Source organism: Pleionea sediminis (genome assembly GCF_007570825.1).
Classification (GTDB): domain Bacteria; phylum Pseudomonadota; class Gammaproteobacteria; order Enterobacterales; family Kangiellaceae; genus Pleionea; species Pleionea sediminis.
The window spans coordinates 47,550-72,800 of sequence record NZ_SUNB01000009.1 but is presented as its reverse complement, the minus strand read 5'-3'; the positions used below and the strand labels follow the sequence as shown (position 1 = coordinate 72,800).

The following is a 25,251-nucleotide window of genomic DNA, read 5'->3' as shown; positions in this document are numbered from 1 at the left end:
GTTGTCCTTTGAAAACGATTTAATTGATTTGGCCTAACTCTCATTAGGCCAATAACAAATTACTTACTCCACTTTACACTTTACATCAACACGAACTGTTCGCTGTGTGCTTTGATTCACTAAAAAGCATTGTTGCGCACTGTTCATCATTAACGTTAGTTGTGTCGGCTTAGGTAACACAGAACCGGCAGCCATAGAACCATCAAGTGTCTGTGGAATTTTTTGTTCAATAATTATGGAGGACTTATTTTCAAAAGCATCTTTCGCCAAAATAATCCCCATACCATTCAAAAGTTCAACAACCGCCTTGCCAATTTTCTGACTGGTCTGTTTTGAGTTATCAATTAATACAGCGGATTTTAAATCACCCGCTTGATTTGTTTGACAACCCAGCAACCCCACCAGAAGTAACAAAACAATAAAAAAATTACCGTTACTCATTCGGCTTTACCATTGGATTGGTCAGTTGTTGAATGAATTGATTATTTCGAATTAATTGCTGCTTTTGATAGACTTTAGAATCAAACAAAGATAGACCACCTTGATCTTCATACTTGAAATGCACATCTCTACCCGAGGGTGAAGGACAGGTTCCGTTGCTACGATAATTTAAAGCCGCACTTAATAATTCTTCATTAGTATCACCTAACAAATGATCAAAGTCGTCACCGACCGAACAGCCAGTAACCGAGACACCAACCGAACCCACCGTATTACTTGGCGAAAAGCCATCCGAATAATCGCCAAACCCTAAATCATTCGCGGCTTTCATTTGAATCGTAAAATAAGACGTTCCACAATTATCGTTTTGATAAAATCCATAAGGTTTACCACACGTTGTTTCGCCAACCAGTATCACTTCGATGCCGATTCCGCGCAGTCCATTAATCAGCGATTCACTGGCAGAACAGGTGCCTGAAGTCGATAAAATATAAACGCGATCCAAATTCAAACTTGGTAGCGCCTGACCTTGAGTAACAGAAAACCCAAGTGTTTGAGAATAAAAAGGTGTGGGCTGAATAATTTGACCAGTCACCGGATTGATGGTGGGGTATTTATCATTAAATGTTGGTCGGCTAAACGTTCTACCATCAGTGTTCGCACTACCCGCGATCATGTATCCCAGTTGAGCAGAGATAGCAACAAAACCACCACCGTTATACCGCAGATCCAACACTAAGTCGTTAACACTTTCATTCGCAAGCTGAGTAAAAGAATTGACAAGTTGCTCTTCGGCAATAGAGTTAAATGTATTAAAAACAATATAACCGACCTTACCAGTTGGTGTATCAATCGATTGAGTTAATAAAACGGAATCAGAAGATACCGATTCGGTCGTCAAAGTGACGGTTCGCTCTTGATTAGAACCTAAATCAAGGACCGTAAACGTATGCGACACACCAACTTCCGACGGGAATAACGCGGCATTTAATACATCAACGCCGGCCTGAGTATTATTATTTACTGCATCGACACCATCAACTTCTAAAATTCGAGCACCTCGAGCCAATCCTTCATTGTCAGCAGGCGAACCAGCCTCGGTAAATGCTATAACAATTTCTCGGGGCGGTGATGATCGTAAAATAGCCCAATCAATTCCGTATCCTGCTGATGTTCCCGACTGAGTGAGCTGATTGTATTCTGCCGTGTCGTAAGTAAAGTGAAACTTATCTTTCGGATTACCCGATGCTGTTGTCTCATTAGTTTTTAAGACACCAAAATACTCTACTGGATTCGAAAAAAGTGACGGATTTTGATCTTGAACTTCGTCATACCAAAGATACGTTCGATTATTCCAGGAACGTAAATAAAACATTTCATCAAGCAAGGTTCCTTGCTGATCAGGATATGGATTATTTGCATTAAATGGATCCGCGCCACTACGAGGTGATTCACATAGATTTTCAAACTCGGTTTCGTCCTCAAAAACACCTTGAGTCCATACAGGATCATTTCCACCGTTATCATTACCCGAACCAGAACCGCCACCACATGCCGTCAGTGCTAATATAGCGACGACAGAAGAGCTCCAAAAATAAAACTTAAATAAGCTCATTACCTACCTCTTTCAACATACTGAATGCTCTAAAGCATATTACAACCTAATACGTTCCATTCTATTTATACGTTATCTCAACCATTCTATATCGGCCAAATCTCAAAAACTTGAGCGAATACCTCATCTTAAATGCTATTGTTACGACATATTAAATGCCGACGCTGCAATTTTTACGATAAAAAGGAGCTAATTCTCGATAAATGGTTTTAACAACGACAAAAAAGGGATATTTCGAAAGATGGAGGGTTAAAATTAATTGAGCCGGGAAGCAAATCTTCCAACCACGTGCTGCATTCAAATGCATCAACAAAAGCTACTCACCCTGCCCTGGTTCAATTAGGCTAAAAGTGCCCAAGAAAGAGTAAATTTAAGTGGGTGTTGAACTAACCATAAATTAACTGCAGCTTTGATACAACTAGAAACGTATTCTGAATTTTAGTTATTGATAATAGTAATTATCGAGGCTTTTCTGTAATCCACAGTTTTATGTGTCCCTCAACAACAACGGTATCATTGATATCCAGCGCTTGCACCGGCACTAACATATCACCAGGCTTCCAATCTTCCGGATTAACTTTAGCAATACATCGAATGTCACTATTTGCCTTAGCCGTATAGTTCACCGTCATTCCTTTCGGGATCCAGCGTAGATGCTTTGGAACAGAAGCTTCAGCCATGACACCCATCGCCATCTCTAAGCCATTACAGATCGCAATAACATGAACCGTTTTGATATGGTTTTGAACTGCACGACGTTTTTTAATAAAACAAATACAATGGTTTGGTTCTAAATGTGTGATTAGTGGCTTGATGCTACCAAAGTAAGGAGCAACACGACTCACAACGAAAGAGAATATTTTTTTACCCCAAATGAATTTTGAAAGCTTTTGGAAAGTCGAAAGTGTATGATTCATATTATTGAACAATAAGTTTATAGTTTTGACGAGATTATACCTTCCACCTCTGAAAATTGCTCGCTCATAGTCAATTCATTTCCAGGTCTAAATATCACATCTTTTAAGAGCAATTATTTCTTTTGATATTTTTAACGACAATAAAAAAGCTCGGATGTTCTTTCAACCGAGCTTAGAAGGATTCTAACAAGTCTCACTTTTCTAGCGAGAATACATTAAACATTAATAGTTATAATATTTACTCACTCATCCATTAATTGTTTTGTTTAATTAACTTGTAGAATCAGCCAACAAGGTATCAAAGCCGTCCATGGCCTTGATTGGAGAGGTGACTACTCCGCATTCCCGCGAAGAGTCACACCTGAGTAATTGTTGTATGCTCGAATACTTATGTACCATGTTCCTGCACTAGGATTACTAATACGGCAAGTCTCAGTATTTCCGTATTTATAGGGTCGGCAGTCATATCCATAAGTCGTCGGCTGAGTACCAAATCTTACATACATATCACCGTCACCACTGCCACCAAACATTTCGCTGGTTAATTCCGAAACACCTTCTGGCACTTCAATAGTAAAGTGCGTCCAGCCACCTCGAGAGTCCGACAAGTCTGTCTCTTCAAATGACGTACTTGGTGGTTGGCACTCAGCAGGAAACGGAGGACAATCAAAGTAGTCAGCAACAAGAGAAGCGTTAGAGAATGAATTGTAAGCTCTTATCATGACAAAGTAGCGGCCCGCTTCAGGCGTACCAAATTGGCACGTTTCTGAATTTCCGCTTTTGTAGGGTCGGCAATCATAAGTTGATTGAGTCGGTTCTTCACCAAATCGAACGTATAAGTCGGCATCTCCAGATCCACCACTTAAATTAAAACTTAAGTTCAATGCCGATTCGGGCACATCAATATAGAAGTGCAGTTCTTCACCCCGAGACTCAGCCAGATCAGACACTGGAATACCATTGGCTAGCTCACCTTCGGTATCGCTAACAACAGAAAACTCTTGGGATACAGAATGAGAATCACCATCATCATCGGTTACTGTTAAAGTTGCCGTGAAATCTCCACCTGTCGCATAAGAGTGAGTTGGATTAACTTCGGTGCTCGAGTTTCCATCGCCAAAGTCCCACGCATAGTTAGCAATCGTTCCATCACTGTCACTACTGTTATTTGAAAACGACACTGTTAGATTGTCTATCTCAAAACTAAAGCTAGCGACTGGAGGTGTATTCGGTTGTGGATCAGGGTCTGGATCAGGATCCGGATTTGGATCATTTGAGTTATCCCCGTTTGGAATCACGTTACCAAAGTGCTCAGCCACTTCTGGCCAAATCAAATTTATCAATACACCTTGATTTGGGCATCCGCCAAAGTGATGAAGTGCGATAGCTTTATTACTGCTCGCAGCAAGAACTGGCGATCCAGAACTTCCGCCGATGGTATCACACATGTACCCCATATCCGTGTTGGGCGCAGAGCCATCCGCTAAAGTAACATCAACGCGACACAACCCATCACTGTTTTGATCGCTCACAATAGACAACTGCTTTGGTTGCCCTCGTCCATGTTGTGGAATAAAAATCCGTTCTTGTTCAATTGGGCTACGTACATCTAATCCGTAATAACCAAATTGCTCAACCGCATCGAAGTTCTTTAGCGTAAATAACGTATAATCCAGATCACTATTCGTCGAAAGTAATTCATCGCCGGTAACTTTTATACGACCGGAAGTAGAACCGCTGCCACATCCAGAACGCTGATAGTTAAACCAAACTTCGGTGCGGCCAGGACCCGTGGCCGAAGAAATACAATGATTGTTGGTAAACATTCGGTTATCAGGACCAACACGCCAAGCTGTACAAGATCCCGATCCCGCAATTAACAAACGAGCAACGGGTCGAGAACGCTCAAACTCAACCGGGTGTGAATCGGCATAACATTGAACATCACGCCGCTCATTGACACCACAAGTTGAAAAGCCATTGTTGCCAGTCATTTCACCAAAACCTGGCTCTTCGAGCATTGACTCAGGAAAGCCTTCCATTATTGAATCAATTTCCACTCGATAATTTTTATTATTTAAGTCTTGTCCAACAACTTCAACAATGGCTCCTTCACCAAAAATAGAAAGCGCAGAAAAAGAGGTAACACCATCATCGCCATCACGCAGCGTATGAAGTGACGAGTTTTCAGATCCGTAACGATGCACTTCTGAACCATCGAGACTTCTCACCTCAACATGAAGACCCGGCACGAGTTTAAAGTGACTAAAATGCACTTTAATAAAACTCGCACCGGGTTTCTTGATCACCAGTTGATGCGTACTAACGACGTTATACTGACTGACGACATCGGCAGAAAGTTGCTGTTTATTGCTTAATAACCCATTAAAAGCGACCGGCTTTGCCACTTGTTGCATTTGCGGATGTAAAGTCGGCTTCAGGTGTTGCGCGTCACTGGGCTCCGATTTACTGGCATAAGCCCCGTTTAATGCCAGTAAGCCAGAAAAAGCTAACAGCACTTTGTTTCTTATTATTTTCATAGGAAACCTCTTTTTTAATTATTGTGTTTTTGTTTAAGGTTCCGGGATTCCTCCTACCCAACCATTACGTCAAAACATTTGTTAACCACCTGGAAGCGAGCATCTCAATTACTTATTTGCTAAGTAAGTTGATTATTTCACTGACCGGCATACAAATTTATTTTTTTAGTTTTTTGTACACCGGTCATTTAGCCACAAAAAGTTTCAACGTAATTCAGTGTAATGAGGAACATGAATTTTATATTGTTGAAAGGTCGCATAGTGTTGACTGAAAGTGCTATAAAAACGTCATTGGAGAGACTTTTTCGTCCGAAATTAAAAATTATCCAATTTTTTTGTTTTGAAATATTCCATTTTAAATTTTAGAAAAGTGATTTTGTCTGTCTATACAAGTATTTAAGTTACCTCTTAGAAATAAAAGCTTTGTCATCGAAACTCGAATCTTTTACCAACTTCGCCTCTTTATATAAAACGTTCGTTCCATTTATGTTTTTAACTATTTCCAATTTAACAACCCTTTTAAGTTTAGTTTTTCAAAAGTGAATTTATGCTTAGAAAGATTTTTTATTTTAAGAATAAATTTGAAGACAACTTCTTAAACAACCGGCAAATTAATAATACGTAAGTACCGCTTGGTAATTTATTTAAAAAACTTTTATTCAATGATTTTAAATCATTAATGGTTTGAACTTTTCAGCTGGATAAAATTGCTTGAAGGTAGACAATAATCAGAGATGCCATTCCGATTATCTTTGATCAATGAAACGTTATTTTTTTATCAAAAAATGTTTTTCAATAAAAACAAAACATATGTACCACTTAACACTGATAACCTATCTTAAGTTTTTTTAACATCGTAGGATGTAGTCACATCAATAAGGTTTTGCTCTTTAGTTTCTTCAAGTGGACTATGAATAATATGCTCTAACTGCTCAAGGCTCTCTATTCCCTCATTTTTTATCACAACCCAGCAGTTTCTTCCATTTTCCTTTCCATAATACAAAGCCGCATCAGCTAAACTAATTAGTCGAGTCCATATTTCAATATTGCCAGTGTCAAAAAATGGGAACTGCACAGCCCCAATCGTGCAAGTGACTGTTAGTGATTGTTCATCATCAACTGTAAAAGGCTGACTGTTTATTTGCATCAAAATACGGTTTGCGATTTCCTTCATTCGCTCGTTAGAGTCTAATCGAGCAATATAAACAAACTCCTCTCCACCCCAACGCACAAACAAGTCAGTTTCTCTTATAATGGATTTAACACGAGCGCCAAACAACTTCAAAACTTCGTCCCCAATAGCATGACCATAGGTATCGTTAATTCTTTTAAAATGGTCAATATCAAAAATATAAACACCCAAAGCAATCTTTTTCCCTTGACTCACAGCTCTTGCCACAAATGCCAGCTCTCTTTCAATTTGTTGCTCTAAAAAACGACGGTTGCCTAACTGTGTTAAAGAGTCTCGCACACTCATTTGTTGATACTGCTCTGCTAACTTTCTTTTTTGTTTTAATTGCAGATAGACTAAAAGAAAAAAGAAAATAATAATGACAATAATGGCAATAAATAAATTGCGCTGAATGGTATAGCGCGTGCTGCGCTCCTGATTAAGCTGTTTCTCCTTTTCCAAAACCAAAGATTTGAGCGCAGATTCCTTTTGCAAACGTATCAACTCGACATTTGACGCCGCCGACGAACCTTTGCTCCTAATTTGAGGCTCTAATACTTCTATAAATAACTCTCTTAGTTTTTCTAAACCGTAAACTTTTACGTCTTGACGCGGGTTCGTTGATAAGCGCTTAAATAAATCTAACTTCACTTCTACTGTCGTATCAGGGTCTAAGGATAAACACGAAGTCAAAGATTGAGACGAATTCCAATGCTGCATAGCCAGCTGTCGGTAACAATTCAAATATTGCTCCACCACCGGGTCTTGATCTTTCCTACCATCGATTTGCTCAATATATTGTTTTGCTTCGTTAAATCGACCTAAGATTGCAGCAGCTAAGGCAGAAAAACTTAATGAATTGACACTCAGAGAGTCTTCTACCGAATTGACATGATTAAAAAACTCGAGCGCTTTTTCATAGTCGTATAAATGCAGCATATACGCGATACCCGAATTAAAATAAGTCAACGCAATTTCTAATTTAACTTGATTTTCAACGCCAGGAGAAAGTTCTTTATTTAATTCTTCTTGCAAGTTTTTCCTTACTTTACTGAGGAGCTCAACACCTCGCTGAACATAAGCGTCATCGCCGTGAACAATATAATTTGATGCCGTGTCAAACATAATATTATTCATTAACATCCCTTGCTCTTCAGGAACGACACTCAATGCAGCCTCATAGCTTGCAAATGAGCCCGCAATATCACCCTCTTGTGATTGCTGCCAAGCTAAGTTTCCGAGAAAACGTGCTGTTAATGTGTTATTTCCAGCTTGCCGAGTGTCATAAATTAAATTTTCCATATTGCTTTTAAATTCATCGAATCCATCCGCTGTTGCATCAGCACAGTAATTTCGATAAATAAAATCATCTCTTAGCGGAATGACCGACTCACAGATCTCCGCCGCCTCTTTACGCATTCCTAAATTAAACGATTCCAAGGCGAGTAAGCGCTGCAAGCGATATTTCTTGACCGGAGTGCTTTCCTTTGCAAGTTGCGCGTTTAACCATTCAAGCCGTTGTTTATCATCTAATTGGCTTAACTGCTCAGCTAACGATGGAAGCTGAGTCACTTCTTCAAAAGTAAAATTGTCATTGGAATATGCACTGCCCGAGAGTGCGAACACAATAAAAATCAGTAAATAATCGAGATATGAGCGCAATTGTCGGCCTTTTGAACTTATTATGGTCTGCAATTAAACAGTTTGGACTAGCATTCTCTGCAATATGCAGTATAGCAAATGATTAATAATTGCGAGATTTCACGACCGAATGGGTTAATCGAAAAAGATGAGTTAATCGAAAAAACGAGAGGGATAATTGATTTCTTGAATGGTGGGAGACTTCAAAATAGTATTGCTTTATAGAATATTGAAACTTGACTCAGAAAAAGTGCCCGAGACGGGCACTTTTCTAACACAACAATGAGCTATCGAAACAACGGTTATTAGGCGCGCTGTCTCGCATCCGCCATAATAACATCAGATGCTTTTTCACTAATCATATACACAGAAGTAACGATGAAGAAACCTGGAATATAAGGAAATACCGAGGCATCCACAACTCGCAGGTTATTGGTGCCGATAACTTTAAAGTTACTATCAACAACCGCGGTTGGATCACCTTCTACACCCATTTTATTAGAACAAGACGCATGGTGTCCCCATGCTTCCTTTTTCACAAAATCTGCGATTTCTTCATCGGACTCAACGTGACGACCTGGAGAGTTTTCTTCTCTAACCCAATTTCTCGCAGGATTACGATCCATAATACTTCGACAAGTTTTCACACCTTCAACAACCGCTTGAAGATCATCACCGGATGTATCATTACCTTCATCAAAATATTTAAAGTTAATATCTGGCACGTCACGTGGATCATTAGAATTTAACTTAACATATCCAGCACTATTATTCGTATGCCCTTTCAATACTAACCAAGTGAATTGATCTTTGGTGCTGGATAAGTCTTCCGAATAACCAGGATAATATCCACGGAATCGACCTGGAGCACTAAAGATAAACAAGTCAGGATCTTCCATTTCTGGTTTAGAGCGTTGAACAAGCGATAATGCGGTTCCGTTGCTGGAGTAAGGTCCGCGGTTCCACCAATTATTTTTATAACGATTCAAACAGGGATCATCACCTTCACCGAAGGTACAGTCTTCAGTCAGCGGTAAATTTTGTGTCATTTCACTGACAATTCCCACCTCGTAACGATCTTGCAGATTTTCACCCACACCCGGACGTTCAACTTTAACTTCAATGTTATTTTGACGCAGTTCTGCGGAAGGACCAATACCGGATAGCTTTAACAATTGAGGACTGTTAAACGCACCACCGGACAATATAACTTCTCGAGTCGCCCGGACAATTCGCTTAGTTCCAGTCGTTGTTGCATTATACAAAGGATCCGCTTTATACAATCGACTACCTTCTAAATATTCAACACCAACGGCCGTTCGATTTTCATCGAGTAACACACGTTCCGCAAGAGCACCTGTTCGAATGGTTAAATACTCAGGGAATTGAGCTTGAGTCGACAAAAGTAGTTCTCTAACACCATGACGTTGCGCATCTTGATTGGTCGCCAATGGCGGGATAAAAGCCCCCTCTTCACCAAAGGCAACTCGCCAATGATTAATATCTAACAGGTTACCGGATAAAACCTCTTGAAATACATCACCCAGTCCAGCTTCAAATAATCCAGCAGTAACAATGTCGCGAACAATATTATCTTCAAACAATAAACGCAAATCAGGACGATTTGTTTTTAACCAGCCATCAAAACCATGTCGTGATGGATTAATTCCAAACCAAGGTCTCGGCATATATTGGCAACGTTCTAATCGCTGAAAATAACGACGCATTTGGTACGCGTCCCAAGAATCATCACCCGTTAATTCTGCAATACGTGTAAAGTCATTATTATGAGGATAGACAGTGATCATCGCATGGTGAGTCGTGCAACCACCAATCGTACTTGCTCGTGGATATAAAATGCCTTTACCTGGAACAAACTTGGAATCCGCTCTTTGTCGCTCTGGATCGGAATAGTGCTTTACAAAAAAGTCCCAACTGATTTTTGGATCTTCTGAAGCCTTGGCGTGAAACGCTGGAACTTGATAGATATCATCACTTGGGTCATCATCGCCAGCTTCAAGCAGCAATACACGATAGCCCGCTTTTGCAAGGTTCGCTGCTAGAGGACCACCTCCAGCACCGGAGCCAACAATAACATATTCAAATTCTTCGTCAGAAAATTCAAACGACCGCATTGCACTGGCGCCCAACCCTGTCGCCATCAATCCAGCCGTAACACCAACCTGCACGGATTTCTTCGCAAATTCTCGACGAGTAACATTTTTATTTAAGCGAGATGGATTATCATCGGAATGATTTATTTCAGAATTTTTATCTTTCATAGCCCTATCCATTTTTCTTTTATTATCATTAACGAATTCAATATAACAGCAACAATCTCAAGTAAAAACGCCGATTTGTCATAAGAAATTCACGTCTTTGCTGTATTTTTTTTTATTTTTCTGAGATATACGCATGTGACCAGTACTCAGAATTAATAACCTTTTGCATGACGTAATTCACTGAACTCAAAACTATTTTTATCATTATCATTAACGGAAAATAGTAAATCTAATATTTCTTTTTTTTTAAAAGTCACTTTGTGGTAGTAAGCGAAAACCAACGAGTGCCTGATATTTTTTGTTAACTATTTGCGATTTAATGCAAAGTGAATGAACATAATATATTGCACTAAAAGAAAAGCTCCAAACAAGAGAGTTTTAATACCAATCAATCAAATATCTCAGTATTAAAACTCTTTTAAACTATTGGAGCTTGCTCAAATTACAACTTAGCAGTCGGAGTATTGCCCGTAATCTCTTCACAGATCATTTCGGATAAGGCACCTATAGTGAGTGCAGGGTTTGCTCCCAGAGAACTGGGAATTATCGAGCCATCGGCTACGTATAAGTTTTCATAATTGAACACTTTACCCAATTCACCTTTATTGGCGCTAACGACACCATCATCGATTGACTCAGCCAAAATACAACCACCTAAAGGATGGACGGTTAAATTACGACGCAGTGGCCAAATCCAGGTAGGAAAAGCAAACGATAATTTTGCTTTCAAATACTCCTTTGCTCTTTTGCTGGCTTCAATAATATTATTGTAAAGACCATAGTTATCGAAATAGGGCCATCGTAAACGTAATGAGTTATTCCGATGTAAATACATCTGACCGTTACTTTTATCCAAACCAACATGCACTTGCAGTAAAATATGCTGGCCTTCTTTCAACCCTTTAAGCATCTGATCGACATGACGTCGCACCGCATAGCTCGGTTGCAACAAGTTCACCATATCTTGGAAAACATTTACAGGCACCGACATATCTTGTGCCAAGAAGCCATCTCGATCTGGATTATCTTGCAAATTATGATCAATGTATTGAATAACCGTTGGCCCACGATCGAGATCAGTTGGAGAATCGGTTCCGATGACTAACGTTAAGAAGTCGCCATTTCCTGAATAATTCTTTCCTAAATGTTCACTCAATTGACTTAACGTATTGTATTGATGTTTATTCTTCAGCAATATTTCTGTCGAACCATATGTCCCCGCTGATAGCACAACTCGTTTTGTTTTGGCTATTCGAGTCACTTTCTCAGCAAGATCGATCAAGTAAACATGATATCCGTGCTTACCATCTTCGGCGGTGTCTTCAAGTCCTGACGCATTTAAGGGAACAATCTTTTCAACCATATGTTCCGTTTGAACCTGCATGCCATACTCATGTTCAGCGACATGAAGATAATTTAAATCGACGGTATTTTTTGCATGGTAATTACATCCGACAATACATTCGGCGCAATAAGTACAGGAAGTTTGTTCGACACCATAACGGTTCACTTCTGTTTCACCCATCGGTGTTGGATTTTGCGAATCGTTTCCAAAGAAAACTGCCATTTCAACATCTTTGCGAGGAAGATTACTTTCTCTCGCGATGGTTTCATAAATGTCATGACGGTGTAAGTGGCGATCAGACTCACCATTCCTCGGCATTTGGTTAGCATTTAAAACTTCTTTGAAAACACCGTAATATTTTGCCATTTGCTCTTTTTTGACATTGGCTGGCCAATTCTCATCAAAATAAGGGCTGGCCGGCTCGATCAAAGCGTTACCGTAAAGCAACGATCCTCCACCAAAACCAGCTGCGACCACGGAATCCATGCGATCGTAATTTCTTAAATCAAATACGCCACGTGATTCTCCAAATAATGGATAGAGTCTGGGAACATTATCGCCATTTAATTTCCAAAACGACTTTGATAATCCGGAAAATCCTCGAGCAAAATCACCTTTACCGTAACGTTTTCCACGCTCCACCACCATCACCTTGCCCGGCCATTTAGCACTCAAACGACACGCTGAGACAGCACCACCGAATCCAGAACCAACAACAATTGCTTCATATTCTTCGGTCATTTGGACCGTCTTGTAGTTTTCTCGCTCGGTCGACTCCGAATTCCAAAAATTTTGTTGATCGGCTTTCGCTTTTTTGCTCTTTAGCAACGATGATGCACCTAAAGTGCCCAAAGAAAATCCGAGAAACGAGCGACGTTTCACGCCTTTCTTTTTTAATCGATTAAGAATTGATTTTTTTTCTTTCATGATCCCAACTCTCTTATTGTTATATTGTTACTTTTATTCAACAGACCCAAGGTATCTCAATATGTGAAATAACTCATGAATCACGGACAGTTATTGTGGCTACCTAGCCTAACTGAAATTGCTGCTAATTAGGCCTTCATATGTTTCAAATACTCGATCCTCCGTCGCAATCATTTGTTAAAAAATCGCAGACAACGAACTCAAGTGTCATTTTCCATTAAAATTGATTGTATCTTTTACTGCGTAGACATTTTTCTAAATATCAGTATTTTGAACGTGCTAACAACATTTCAAATTGAAATTTCATTATATTTGCTACATTCGACTAAACTTGTGGAGTAATAGAAAGAGGCACTCCATGGCTCAACGAATACTCAATGCACTGAAACAAATAACAGACAAGAAAGATGTAGATTCCCTTGAAATGACACTTGTGATTACATTGTTTGAATATTTCGACTGTAAAAATGTAACGCTCTACCAAGTCATTGCAAATCAGCTTGAAAAAAAAATTATACTGGCCGCTGATGAAAGTGGTGATTTTCAAGTAAAATTGACCTCAGATCTTGAGCGTAATATTGAAAAGAAAAATAAAATCCTCGAAGCTGAATCTCCTTTTTATTTTTCAATTCTAGAACCGTGCATGGAAACTAGTCTCATAGCACCAATTTCAAGCGGTAAGGAGATTATAGGTGCATTTGAAATCCATAGAATTAAAGCGACCTCCAATCCCCTTGATCTATCTAATATCGCAATATTTACTGAAATTTACCAAAACTATTTAGCCGTTCTACATGCCAGTGAGCGAGATAAACTGACTCATCTTTACAATCGAAATACGTTTGAGATAAAACTCTCTCGACTACTCATCGAACAACGCTTAGCTGCAAAAGATACCGCCAACGATCAGTCCATAAAAAATAGGCGAAAATATCAAAATAATGATTCCGCTTGGCTAGCGATTGTTGACGTCGACCATTTCAAAAAAGTCAATGACAACTATGGGCATGTCTGCGGCGATGAAATATTGTTAACGTTATCCAATATAATGCGAAGCAAATTTCGTCGTCAAGATTTGCTGTTTCGATTCGGTGGTGAGGAATTTATTATCATCTTAGCTCCGACTCAATTTGAGCAAGCACAGCGCATATTCGATGATTTTAGAGAACAAGTTGAACGCCATACTTTTCCATTGGTAAAAAAAATAACCATTAGCGTTGGGTTCACTGAGTTAAATGATCAAGAATATCCAATGAAAATCATCGAGCAAGCCGATAAAGCGCTTTATTATGCAAAAGAGCATGGTCGCAACCAAGTGATTAATTATCACCGTCTGGTAAACGAAGGGCTTGTAGAACACCCCAAAACAGCTGAGGGTGACATCGATATATTTGAGTAACAATCATAAAGAGAAATTATGTTTTTTACTTATAAAAAAGGGCCAATTATTATTGGCCCTTTTGAAACAATGAATGTTGCTAAATTAAGCACCAGGTACGTGTGAAACACCTTGTCCTGGTTTACCGGTAACAACATACATACTTAAGCGATAGTCACCTGTTCGTAATGACTCATAGCCATAGAACTCCAAGTCGAGTAGAACCGGTGTGCCGTCCGCTTGATAACCTAAACTAATAAAGTTAGGTGCACTCACTTCGAGTACATAGTTTCCGCTTTTCTCAATTAACGCATCAATTAAGAATGCATCAAAACCTTCAAAATTTTGGAAGTTTTGCGCGACTAAAGTTTTTGAACCGTCTTTACCCACAAAGAATAATTGCAATGCTCCAATAACCGGAGAACCTACGGTTACATCGTATCCATTCAGTTCAACACTGATCACATCGCCAGCCTTTGCACTAAATGCGTATTGATCAACTTCATTAAGCTGCTCAATTTGACCGACAATAGAAGCTTCGCGAATATCCAGTTTTCCATCCGCATTTAAACCTTCAAGAAGAGTATTAGGAGCAACAATTTTGCGTAATTGAACTTTCTTACCACGCAATGTTTCTTCACTTAATGTTCTTCCGCGTTGGTTACTGGCTAATTTAATAACAGAACGCTCAGAGAAAAAACGATCACGAGCTGTACTGTCGCTTAGACCAATACCGACGCTTGCGCCAGAAGCCATCGTATGCAAAATAGCTTCGTCACCTTCTTGTAAACCATCAAAAACAGGGAAGAAAGCATCCGATGATGGAACACCGGTCGATGGAATTCCGGTTCCTGGAGAACCGAACGAATCGTGATGACGTAACCCTAAATTATGACCCAGCTCATGAGCTGCCGTATTTGACGCTTGATTAACTACCGCTTTTGACAATGCCGCTTGCACGTCGCCATTTTCTATTTCAATTCCGGAAAATTGCGACAATAAAGAACCACTAGGATCCAGTTGCGCAAACACTTCCCATAAACTGGCATCGACGAAAGCAACGTCGTTTCGATTTTGGTTACCAATATCAATCCCTTGTGCTAAACCAAATAAAATACCACCCGAAAAGTTAATACAAACACCATCTTCAGCCTGACACTCAAAGTTTAACGTTGCAAAATCACCAGAATTTGGTTGTTCTTGCGTAAATTCAATATCAAACCCAGTGTAATCATTTTCAAGATTTTGCTGGATAGCATCACGTTCTGCTTGCGTAAATTGATGCGATAAGAAATACCAAGGAGTATCGCCGCTCACAACCGCTTGGAAAAATGGCGATGACTGCTCAAAGTTTAAGTAAACAACTTGAGTGTCTGTGTTCATTTGACCCAAGTTTAATCCTTGGCCATTTTTAGAATTATTAGCTTTGCTGTTATTCGCGCCTTTGGCTTGATTTCCTGCAGAACCAAAAGCTGCCGCGGCTAAATTTGATTTCATGTCTTCTAATGACATACCACGACGATCAGAACATCCAGAACCGCCACAATCATCAGTAATGACGGGTAAGCGCTCCAATTTCGTTAAATCTAAAGTATTAGTTTCAGTTGCTGACACAGCTGTAGCAGCTAGAGACAACGCTGTGAAACCCATTAATTTTTTGAACAAATTTTGTTCCATTAGGATAACTCCTCTAATATCCAGGCTAATTGCTTGATGAGATATCGCGGCATGATATCTCATTTTTTTTGTTAAATAGTACCGGGTATAGTTGGTAATATTCACATCAAAATAGTCAATTTTTAATCAAAGTTGACTTAACCTATTCAAATATTGGAAGAAGTTAAAAAATAGCTCTCGATCAGAAAATCACCAGAATGAGAATTGGTTCTCATAGGTTTCAAATTAGAAACAAAGCACCAAACTGATAATTTGTTCAAAAATCAAACAATACTTTTGAAGAAAAAGAAGCCGGACATTGAATCATTCAACGCACGACTTTTTACCTGAGTTAGTTCCCGCTATTAATTTGTAGAATTGAGGTCTTTACTCGTCCGTCATACCCTTCAAGAGAACGGCCATCGATGACGATCTGGCTTTGGTTTTGATTCGTTCCTTTTACCAAAACAGAAAATGTATGTGTCCCTGCATCTAATTGAACGGGAACACGTATATCCCAAACAGCACCACCACCAGATAGATTGTCATCAGACACCATACGATGTGTTTGCTGTGCTCCTAAGTCAGGTATTTCACCATTTATCTCAATGGCAACACTCAAACTGCTGTAAGCACTAAAGGTATTTAGATATGCCTCGCCAGAAGCTTGAATAATGACAGTCGTGTTATCATCTGCGACGTCAAACGAAACAGTATCTAATCCAGGAACCGCAGCATATTCATAATTCGTTTGTATTGAACTGGAGCTGGACTGATTGCCTTCTACAACAGGAATGAGTAGTGTTCCGTTTGCATCATTTTGTAAGAAGAATAAGTCGGTACCAAAATATTCCGCCGACGAGACAAACGACGACTCAAGAGTTTCAACTCGCTGGGTAAGTGCACTTACGGCAGCTTCCAGCGCTACAATACGAGCATCATTATCATTAACTGCAGTTGCTGTAGCAGTGAAGTTATCGTTAACCTCTGAAGCTAACGCCTTTTCACCCGATTGAAATGTGTTAGGAATCGTAAGTTCACTCGCAGTCGAGGACAGACTCATACAAGTTCCCACTAATAATAAGAACAAACCTTTTTTGTGATTATATTTCATTATTGCCACTCCCCTTTATCCCACGACATTTGATCCCAATTATTCGGTGTTCGATTACTTGAACCACCACACGCGCTTAATGCTAGAATTAACATTATCGTTAAAATTTTTTTCATTCCTTTCCTCCCTTGTGCTCAACGAGGACCATGTTCAATGAATCACTAACTTAAAAGTTTTGTGACGCAATTCAAACTTTCACAATCAACGCCTTATTTTTTACAGTGCATTGCCTGAGCACCATAACAAAAAAAAGATACGCTTGGCTAATGAGATTTAAGGATACTCAATTGAATGAGTAAGTATAAAAAAGAATAATACCAATCAATAAAAAATTGGCATCAAATAGACAATGCACTTCTTAATATCGATGCATAGCGGCGTGAAACTTCAATTTCTCGCTCATCCGTCATGGTTAATACAAAACCTCCATTATCCCAAGGATCGATCGATTTAATTTCATTGAGGTTCACTATAAACTGCCGACTCACACGAAAAAATAATTGCGACGGAAGCTTTTCTTCCAGCTTACTGAGTGACTGATAAATAAATGGCTTTACGTTGTCAAAAAACACCTGTGCATGATTGCCCGAACTCATAAAGTAACGAATTTCTTTTATTTTGACCAGCCAACATTTCTGGCCATCTTTAACAAAGACTTTACTGTCTTCAGATAACGACTCACTTTTTTCTTTTTCTGCCGAACGATCCAGTTTGTCGAGTGCTTTGGCCAATCGCTCGGGGTGGATTGGTTTCATCAAATAATCAAGGGCATTCACTTCAAATGCTTTAATTGCGAACTCATCATAAGCGGTTGTAAATATCACCTGTGGAACTGACGATAATTGTTTAAGTACATCAAATCCAGTGCCATCAGGTAAGTTAATATCGAGTAATAGCAAATCCGGTCGCAAACTACTGGCCATTTCTACCGCATCAGTAACATTGGATGCTTCACCTATTACCTCTACAAAAGCATGATGCTTTAACAGCTCAATCAATTCCAATCGAGCTAACCTGGAATCTTCAACGATCAGTGCTTTCATCTTTTTCTAAATCTCTTGTATCATTTAATGGCAACGTCATTATTGCCTCGACTTGCTTTACTTCATTGGCATTAAAACACTCTCTTACAGACAAAGAAGCTTGTTGACCATAACTGAGTTCCAAACGACGTCGAATATTCTGCAAACCAATGCCATGACTGTCCTTGTCTTCTCTCGATGAATCTAGCTCACCTGGATTGAGAACTTTAACAACTAAGTTTGCATTCTTTTGCTTTATTTCCAAACTCAAACTGCCAGCACCTAAATGTTTATCGATACCGTGCCGTACCGCATTCTCAACCAGTAACTGAACTATCATAGACGGAATAGCAACATCACCCAATGCACTATCGATATCCTCTTGATAGTTTAATCGCTCTTCGTATTGAATTCTTGCTAGTTCAATATAGTGGCGAACAATAATCACTTCTTCGTCGAGCGTTCGAAACGGTTGTTTATTCGAGCGCAAAGAGTATCGTAAAAGCTCGGATAATGCCGTCAACATTTCTCGCGCTTTATGCTTATCAATTAACATTAAGCTTCGAATATTATTGAGCGCATTGAATAGAAAGTGCGGATTTAACTGCCCCAATAAAGTACTCAACTCTGCTTCTTTCAACTTCAAATTTAATGCATCGTGTTCTTCTTTTACTTTTTGTAATTGGTAAAAATGGTTTGCCAATGTATATATGATCGCCCACAAAAAAGTCATAATACCGATGACTAGCCAATTGGCAAAGACCTGGTTCATAAAAAACACTATCGACGATGAATATCCCATTAGCCAGTAATAAGCACCCAGTGCGTAAAGCATCAAGAAGCTTGATACAAATCCCCAGAACGCTGCGCCAAAGACTAAAAATATCCATTGTATTCCGAGACGAAGATAAATTATTTTGAATCGATAAAGCATTTCACGAAACAACAAACAGATGGTTCCATTAATAATGATCATCAAAGCTAACGAGACTACACCGTGAGAAAGCGGCTCAACGTTAAAACTTTGTCGGTTAACAAAATTCAATATAGAAATAAAGCTCCACCCCATAATATGGTAGAGCCAGAATGTTTTATTTGTTTTGGGAGCCGCTAGTAGTTGCATCAGTATTTAGTTGACCTCAAAATCGTTTTTCCAGCCAAGTTGTCATTTCATTGAGCGCAACAGGAGAAAATGTTTCTTCTATTTGACGGTACTCATTAACATTACCTGTTTTAGCGGTTTGAAATAAGTGGTTAAGTTGTTTCAAGGGCTTGATGGTATAATCTTTGTATCCGTACTTCTCGAACAGCTGTTGTAACCCATTTAAATTCGATTCTGCCGCAACTTGAAGATCAAGAGTTCCATTGAGCGCCAGTACAGGAATAGTAATATCTCGAAAATAGTCTTCTGGATTATACGTCATAAAATAACGAAACCAGGGTGTTGATATAAACTCAATTAACTGGTTAGCAGAATCATTATTCGTTCCAAAAACAGAATGAAGCTCTCTTAATTCCGCTTTAATGCTATCACTAATTGGTTTATCAATTGGCAACTCACGAATTTCTTTAAACAGTCTTTTCTCTCCACGATAAACCGAATTCAAAACAGACTCATCGATACCACTGGCTTTGAGAATTAAATAGCGCTGCTCGGAATAGAGTTTGTCGATAGTGATGCCAGGGCCCGCCAGTAAGATTAAAAAGGCGATATCATCCCTGCGTGAAGCAACCATTGGCGCTACCATTCCACCTTCACTGTGACCGATAAGTCCAATTTTCTTGGCCGGAATGTCATTGCGCTGCTTTAAAAAATCAACAGCAGCACTAATATCAGTCGCAAAATCATGTGTTGTTGCTTCCCCAAACCGTCCCGTTGATTGACCAACACCGCGATCGTCCATCCTTAATACTGCAATTCCATGAGTCGTCAAATGATCAGCAATAACAGCAAATGGTTTATGACCCAATATCGTTTCATCTCTATCCTGTGGACCAGACCCCGTGATTAAAATGGCCGTTGCCTTAATGTGTCCTTTAGGAATGGATAATGTTCCAGCCAGAGTCACATTGTCTTTTTGGTTTGTCACCGAAACCGACTCAGTGATGTAATCAAATGGTGGTTTCGGTGTTTGCGGACGATTCATCAATTTTTTTTTACACGCCCAGGTGTCAGGTTCAGAGAGAATTGATTTCCTTTTTGCGTAAAGATCCCTTCTATCGATTTACCATCTTCAAGTAACACCCCATCGTAAGACGCGTCGAGTTTATTCATGGCAAATGAAAATTTTCCATCATTAAGTTCAACCGTATCGACTGGAAAAGTATTACTATGCTGATCGGGACTTTCTGCCTTTGCCGTAAGTTTGCTGCCATCCTCAGAAACATGAATGACCAAAGTGAGCGGATAATTCGGTATTTTTATGACACCACTCCAAGTTCCTACAACCGCTGCGGACTCGCTCGTTTTTAATCGACTTGAGCGTTTGTCTTCAGGGCGAGAAAAAGTCAGCGGTATGGGCGCACCTTGCATAAAGGTTCCTTGAATAGTCTTCTTATCACCTGAGACTTTACCTTCGTAATGAATATACAAACTGGCTATTTCAAAAGTCAGCTGTCCTTCCGACACATCAACTTTTGTCATGGGAATACCGAAACCGCCTTGTGATGGAGTATCGAGCGTTCCGCTCCAGCCCGATTCCGACGACTTTAAGTGGATAACAAGGGGTAATTCGGTGCTAGGCAGTTTTATCGTCGCATGCCAATCTCCAGCAACGGAGGCTTCGGCAAAAAGACTGACATTAGCACACATACAAACAACGATCGTTGCAAGGAGTAGGAATCGTTTCATCATTTTGTTTCCTTTAGTTTTGAATGATGAGTTTACTATGACACCTTCCTTTGCCCAAGCAGCTCGTTATATGAAAAGTGGTCAAAATTCGATGTAAGCGGTAATCCTATATGATTAAAAGTACTGAACATAATTAAAGAAAATTCTTTTGCCTATAAATTAGACTATATTTATACAAACAGAGGCTAAATAACGTTCAGGCCATATAAAATATATTATGATTTCATTAACTTATTCAAGTACTTACACAGGGAAACCTGAAAATTTCAGGGCTGACTTAGCAGATATTTATAAGGCGTCGCTGCAAAATAACTGCCGACATGGAATATCCGGAGTTCTCATACATAACAACCAACATTTTTTGCAAACTATTGAAGGTGAACCAGAAGATGTTGAAAACCTAATGAGAATTATTTCCCAAGATAAACGCCATTCCGATGTGAAGATATTAATTAAGGAAGAATGTAGCTCTCGACAATATAACCAGTGGAATATGCAGCCCATCAATCTTGCACACCCGAGCCTCTTTAATACAGAAAATATCGAAAAACTCACTAAATATATGAAACATCTCATAGAGTTAGACACTGAAGGTTTTCACTCGCTATTAAGAGAGCTCTTAAACGAACCCAATATTAACGAAATTCTTCAAGTGTCTTAAATTATCGGTCTGTTTTAATCGCCCGATTTAATTGAGAAGAGTTTTATTTGTCGCCAATAGCTCAAGGAAGTGTTGCCACTCCACTGGCTTGCTTAAAAAATAGCCTTGTACATAATGACAGCTAATTGCTCTCAAGTAATTCAACTGTTCTTGAGTTTCGACTCCTTCAGCAACAATTTCTAACTCATACAGGCTCGCTAACAAAGTCACAACATTCACCATAGAGCTATTAGAGTCGCTGGAGTTACCAATCATGTTCACAAATGAGCGATCCACTTTTAATGTATCAACGGGATAACTGGCTAATTGATTAAATGCAGTGTATCCAGTTCCGAAATCATCTAACGATAAGCGAAAGCCATAAGACTTCAGTTGATTCAGAATATCAATGGTTTTTTCGTCGATATTGATCAAACTGGTTTCTGTTACTTCCAGCTCGACTTGTTCAGGTGCGACCGTGTATTTTTCGAAAATCTTTTTGATGTCATCTATTATTCGTTCATTTCCCAATTCACTTGCAGAAATATTAATGCAAAACAGAAGTTTCTCACCGGTTCCCATCTGATTGATTTCTTCAATTTTCTTTAGCACACTTTCTATGACCCAAAGGTCAATATCAAAGATTAATCCACTCTGTTCAGCGACGGGAATAAATTTGTCGGGCCCATATTTCTGTAAAATCGGATTTGTACTCCGCAATAATACTTCTACACCACATATACTGAGCGAGTTCGTTTCATACATCGGCATAAAAACAAGAAAAAACTCTTCCTTTTCTAGTGCATCTTCAATGGCTTTCTCGATGCTTTGTTTAACAATTATCTGATTAGAAATATCCTCATTAAAAAATTGATACTGTTTATTAACATTAGATTTCGCAACAAACATTGCTGCATCAGCATTTTTTAATAACTCTTCTGCCGATTGACCATCAGAGCCAGAAATTGCAACACCAATACTAGAGCCAACTTTGAAAACTAAATTGTCGATCTCATAAAGCTTGTTGAGCGACTCTAATATTCTGTCTAATATTTTATTGACTTGATCGATAGAGTTAATGTGCGTAACCGCCAAAGCAAACTCATCGCCTGCGTATCGTGCGATGTCACTTTTTTCATCGTCCATGGATGTCATTCGATCGGTCGATCTGACCGAGTTAACCAGGCGTTGACTCGCCTGCTTTAATACTTCATCCCCCACCGTATGACCATAGTTATCATTAATTCGCTTAAAATCATCTAAGTCAATATAAAACAGCGCTAAAAACCGTCCGTCTTTATTGGCTTGAGCAATTTCTCTTTGCAAACACGCGTTAAAGCTTCGACGATTAGAAATACCAGTCAAAAAGTCCTGATCAGCTTCCACTTGCAATGAACGATTTTGTTTATGAAGCAATGCAGAAAAGCTCGCATTAAAGAAAATGGTTAAACTCACTCCGACACTAATACGAGCCACCATCTCAGGTTCGATGCTATTGAGCGCAGCTAGCATGCAAATAGCGGACGCAATAACACTAAACAAGAGCGCCGTTTTATACTCAAAGGAATAGAAATAGGAAGTCAACAACGGAAAGACGAAGAGCACTCCACGAAGACCGAGATAGTAGCAAACTACCGCTATTGTGACTGTCATACTCATGACAAATCCCTTGAGATAGATGTCCAAATCCAGATCTTTCAAGGTCGCATGAAAAGAGAAAACTAAGATGAGATCATTGGCGAGTAGTAGCCATCCGAGTAGTGCTACTTCATTGAAAATATGGTGTAATCCATAGACCAAAATTGGCACAAAAGCCGCGATGTGCATGGCAATGGCCAAAGGCTTTGAAAAACCGAGCTTTACAATCAAATAAACCTCTTTGAAACCGTTTGTTCTACTCCTATCTAAATGTAGTTAAAAATGAACTTTTGTGCACTGTTACGTGCTTGGAAACCGCAATAAAAAAGACTTTCAAAGAATCGGCTAACACCAGGACATCATAGACAAGGTAAACATAGGGAGCTGAATCACTTCCGCCTTACTGGCATTCAGCTTAAATCTCTACCGAATAGAGAACTGGGATACTCAGTTATCGACGAGTAACCGAGTTAAATCGATACTCTGTCGAACGACGAAGCATGCAAATGCGGTTGTTTTAAAAAGTTATTTATAAATTGCCAATGCCAGGCAATTCCCGCAATAACGGCAATATGAAAACACTCATGAGGTCCAATAACACCAGGAATAATTGTCGGAACTCTCATGAATTCCATCATAGCGCCGAAAGTGTAAGCAAAAGCGCCAAACATTAATGGTTTGATGACCTTAAATCCATGAAGTCGATGGGTCAAAAATCCGGAGATAATTCCCAACCATCCCAAACCAATATAAATGGACAAACCTATCCACTCGGCTAAATCGTGGAAGAAAATGGTTTTTATGGTAAGCCCTAAAATCGCCAGTCCCCAAATAAAAACAAGAAATCCCCAACTCCAGAAACCATGGAAAAGAATGCCATGTATTGGGGTAAATGTTCCAGCGATTAAGACAAAAATTCCAGCATGATCCAAACGTTGCAGCACTTCCCGTCCAATGCTACCAGGTTCCAATAAATGAAAAACACCGCTCATAGATAAGAGAAACACCACCGAAAAGACATAAATACTGACCGTAGACAGTCGTTCTAACTCCCCTCTCGCCCGGCAAATAAGACGAATACCAATCACAAAAAAACAACCGGCTGCTATCAAGTGACTGATTGCACTAAAAGGTTCGCTAAATCCTGGAATCGGTAAAATATTCATGTTTCGAAGGCTGTATTATTTTTGAAACCTCACGCGCGTGAAGTCTAACTCATTTTGAATTTATGGTAGCAAACAATTGCAAAGTATAGAACTAAATAAGAATCAAGTTGTTAATTAGAGCGCATTCTAAATATGACAAAGAGAACTTAAAAATCAATTCTTAGAGGATAAAGAAAACTTGATCGCACAAATAGAATTAATTTTTTTACTCATCATATCGACGCTCACCTAGGTAAACAGAGCAACTTTTCTATAAGGACGTATAAAGAGTCTCTCTATAAACTAGTCTTTATTGACTTTTTTAACCTCAATAGCTACTTTTTCAATCAACTGCTCACCATTGTACTTCTCGACATTAAGTTTTAATCCATCGTCGACTAAAACAAACCGGTAAGTACCTTCATTTTTAACACTGAAAAAATCTCCGTTGATCGAAACCCCAAATTCTTTCCCATCAAAATCGGTCCAGTGAAGTACCACTCCACTTGATAAGTCGAATGACTTTATTAAGCTTGTTTGAGAATAGCCATAGTTTACCGCGCCAAAATCATATTCATGACCATCCGATTTCAACACAAGACTATAAATATCGACATTGCTAAAATTACTGAAAATAATATCGTTTTCCCAACCGCTACAACTAACGATTACTAATAGCAAAGAGGCTATTAGGCATTTTTTATAGATATCGATTGAGCGATGCATTTCTTCTATTCACGAAAAGGTTAATTAATCTCATTATTGTAGCCGATTACACGAAGTATTTAAAAACACAATAAACGGAATGGTTTAAATGATCTTTTCGATCATTTCTCTAGTATTATTTTTTACTTTGGAAAATCTCGGGCCAGCATTTAAACCATTAAGTTATAATCGACTTCACATAGAGTCGAGCTTTATCGTGTAA

18 protein-coding genes are annotated in these 25,251 nt (G+C 39.1%); 2 read left to right on the top strand and 16 right to left on the bottom strand.

The features are described 5' to 3' along the window. Positions 1-63: 63 nt before the first annotated feature. The 7 genes from FAX86_RS20810 to FAX86_RS20780 all read right to left on the bottom strand — a co-directional run bounded on the left by FAX86_RS20810 (position 64) and on the right by FAX86_RS20780 (position 12,879). Entirely contained in the window at positions 64-441 is a 378-nt protein-coding gene (locus tag FAX86_RS20810) for a hypothetical protein (protein ID WP_144395428.1), read from the bottom strand. Continuing rightward, on the bottom strand, positions 434-2,056 hold the full coding sequence (locus FAX86_RS20805) for a S41 family peptidase (protein ID WP_144395427.1): 1,623 nt from the start codon (positions 2,054-2,056) through the stop codon (positions 434-436). Before FAX86_RS20805 ends, FAX86_RS20810 begins: the two co-directional genes overlap by 8 nt. Positions 2,057-2,514: 458 nt before the next feature. Beyond that, positions 2,515-2,973 (bottom strand): hotdog fold domain-containing protein, encoded by a 459-nt coding sequence (locus tag FAX86_RS20800; protein WP_144395426.1) that lies wholly within the window; start codon positions 2,971-2,973, stop codon positions 2,515-2,517. A 332-nt stretch (positions 2,974-3,305) separates the two neighbouring features. Beyond that, entirely contained in the window at positions 3,306-5,513 is a 2,208-nt protein-coding gene (locus FAX86_RS20795; protein WP_246128706.1) for a pre-peptidase C-terminal domain-containing protein, read from the bottom strand. Positions 5,514-6,351: 838 nt separating this feature from the next. Then, a complete protein-coding gene (locus tag FAX86_RS20790; protein WP_144395425.1) occupies positions 6,352-8,346 on the bottom strand; it encodes a GGDEF domain-containing protein in 1,995 nt (664 codons plus the stop codon). 284 nt (positions 8,347-8,630) lie between these two features. Further along, the gene (locus FAX86_RS20785; RefSeq protein WP_246128704.1) at positions 8,631-10,607 is read right to left on the bottom strand and encodes a GMC family oxidoreductase; all 1,977 of its coding nucleotides are present in this window, start codon (positions 10,605-10,607) and stop codon (positions 8,631-8,633) included. A gap of 442 nt (positions 10,608-11,049) precedes the next feature. Further along, the gene (locus FAX86_RS20780) at positions 11,050-12,879 is read right to left on the bottom strand and encodes a GMC oxidoreductase (RefSeq protein WP_144395424.1); all 1,830 of its coding nucleotides are present in this window, start codon (positions 12,877-12,879) and stop codon (positions 11,050-11,052) included. A gap of 358 nt (positions 12,880-13,237) precedes the next feature. On the opposite strand from FAX86_RS20780, the gene FAX86_RS20775 reads away from it, so the two are divergent. Beyond that, positions 13,238-14,278: a GGDEF domain-containing protein gene (locus tag FAX86_RS20775; RefSeq protein ID WP_144395423.1), complete on the top strand. Its 1,041-nt coding sequence runs from the start codon at positions 13,238-13,240 to the stop codon at positions 14,276-14,278. A gap of 84 nt (positions 14,279-14,362) precedes the next feature. Here the strand turns inward: FAX86_RS20775 and FAX86_RS20770 are convergent, their stop codons facing one another. From FAX86_RS20770 to FAX86_RS20745, 6 genes are all read right to left on the bottom strand, one after another. Continuing rightward, entirely contained in the window at positions 14,363-15,934 is a 1,572-nt protein-coding gene (locus FAX86_RS20770; RefSeq protein WP_144395422.1) for a matrixin family metalloprotease, read from the bottom strand. A gap of 331 nt (positions 15,935-16,265) precedes the next feature. After that, the gene (locus FAX86_RS20765) at positions 16,266-16,976 is read right to left on the bottom strand and encodes a hypothetical protein (RefSeq protein ID WP_144395421.1); all 711 of its coding nucleotides are present in this window, start codon (positions 16,974-16,976) and stop codon (positions 16,266-16,268) included. Positions 16,977-17,365: 389 nt separating this feature from the next. After that, a complete protein-coding gene (locus FAX86_RS20760) occupies positions 17,366-18,070 on the bottom strand; it encodes a LytR/AlgR family response regulator transcription factor (protein ID WP_144395420.1) in 705 nt (234 codons plus the stop codon). Beyond that, positions 18,051-19,172 (bottom strand): sensor histidine kinase, encoded by a 1,122-nt coding sequence (locus FAX86_RS20755; RefSeq protein ID WP_144395419.1) that lies wholly within the window; start codon positions 19,170-19,172, stop codon positions 18,051-18,053. Before FAX86_RS20755 ends, FAX86_RS20760 begins: the two co-directional genes overlap by 20 nt. 16 nt (positions 19,173-19,188) lie before the next feature. Continuing rightward, positions 19,189-20,196 carry an alpha/beta hydrolase family protein gene (locus FAX86_RS20750; protein ID WP_144395418.1) on the bottom strand — a complete coding sequence of 336 codons (1,008 nt, stop codon included), beginning with the start codon at positions 20,194-20,196 and terminating at the stop codon, positions 19,189-19,191. After that, positions 20,196-20,903 carry a hypothetical protein gene (locus FAX86_RS20745; RefSeq protein ID WP_144395417.1) on the bottom strand — a complete coding sequence of 236 codons (708 nt, stop codon included), beginning with the start codon at positions 20,901-20,903 and terminating at the stop codon, positions 20,196-20,198. Before FAX86_RS20745 ends, FAX86_RS20750 begins: the two co-directional genes overlap by 1 nt. 214 nt (positions 20,904-21,117) lie before the next feature. On the opposite strand from FAX86_RS20745, the gene FAX86_RS20740 reads away from it, so the two are divergent. Further along, positions 21,118-21,561 (top strand): BLUF domain-containing protein, encoded by a 444-nt coding sequence (locus FAX86_RS20740; protein WP_144395416.1) that lies wholly within the window; start codon positions 21,118-21,120, stop codon positions 21,559-21,561. A 27-nt stretch (positions 21,562-21,588) separates the two neighbouring features. On the opposite strand, the gene FAX86_RS20735 is transcribed toward FAX86_RS20740, so the two are convergent. The 3 genes from FAX86_RS20735 to FAX86_RS20725 form a co-directional block, all read right to left on the bottom strand. Continuing rightward, complete coding sequence (locus FAX86_RS20735; RefSeq protein WP_144395415.1) at positions 21,589-23,409, bottom strand: putative bifunctional diguanylate cyclase/phosphodiesterase; 1,821 nt, start codon at positions 23,407-23,409, stop codon at positions 21,589-21,591. A gap of 239 nt (positions 23,410-23,648) precedes the next feature. After that, entirely contained in the window at positions 23,649-24,344 is a 696-nt protein-coding gene (gene trhA / locus FAX86_RS20730) for a PAQR family membrane homeostasis protein TrhA (protein ID WP_144395414.1), read from the bottom strand. 282 nt (positions 24,345-24,626) lie between these two features. Next, positions 24,627-25,049 carry a hypothetical protein gene (locus FAX86_RS20725; protein WP_144395413.1) on the bottom strand — a complete coding sequence of 141 codons (423 nt, stop codon included), beginning with the start codon at positions 25,047-25,049 and terminating at the stop codon, positions 24,627-24,629. Between the last annotated feature and the right edge of the window lie 202 nt (positions 25,050-25,251).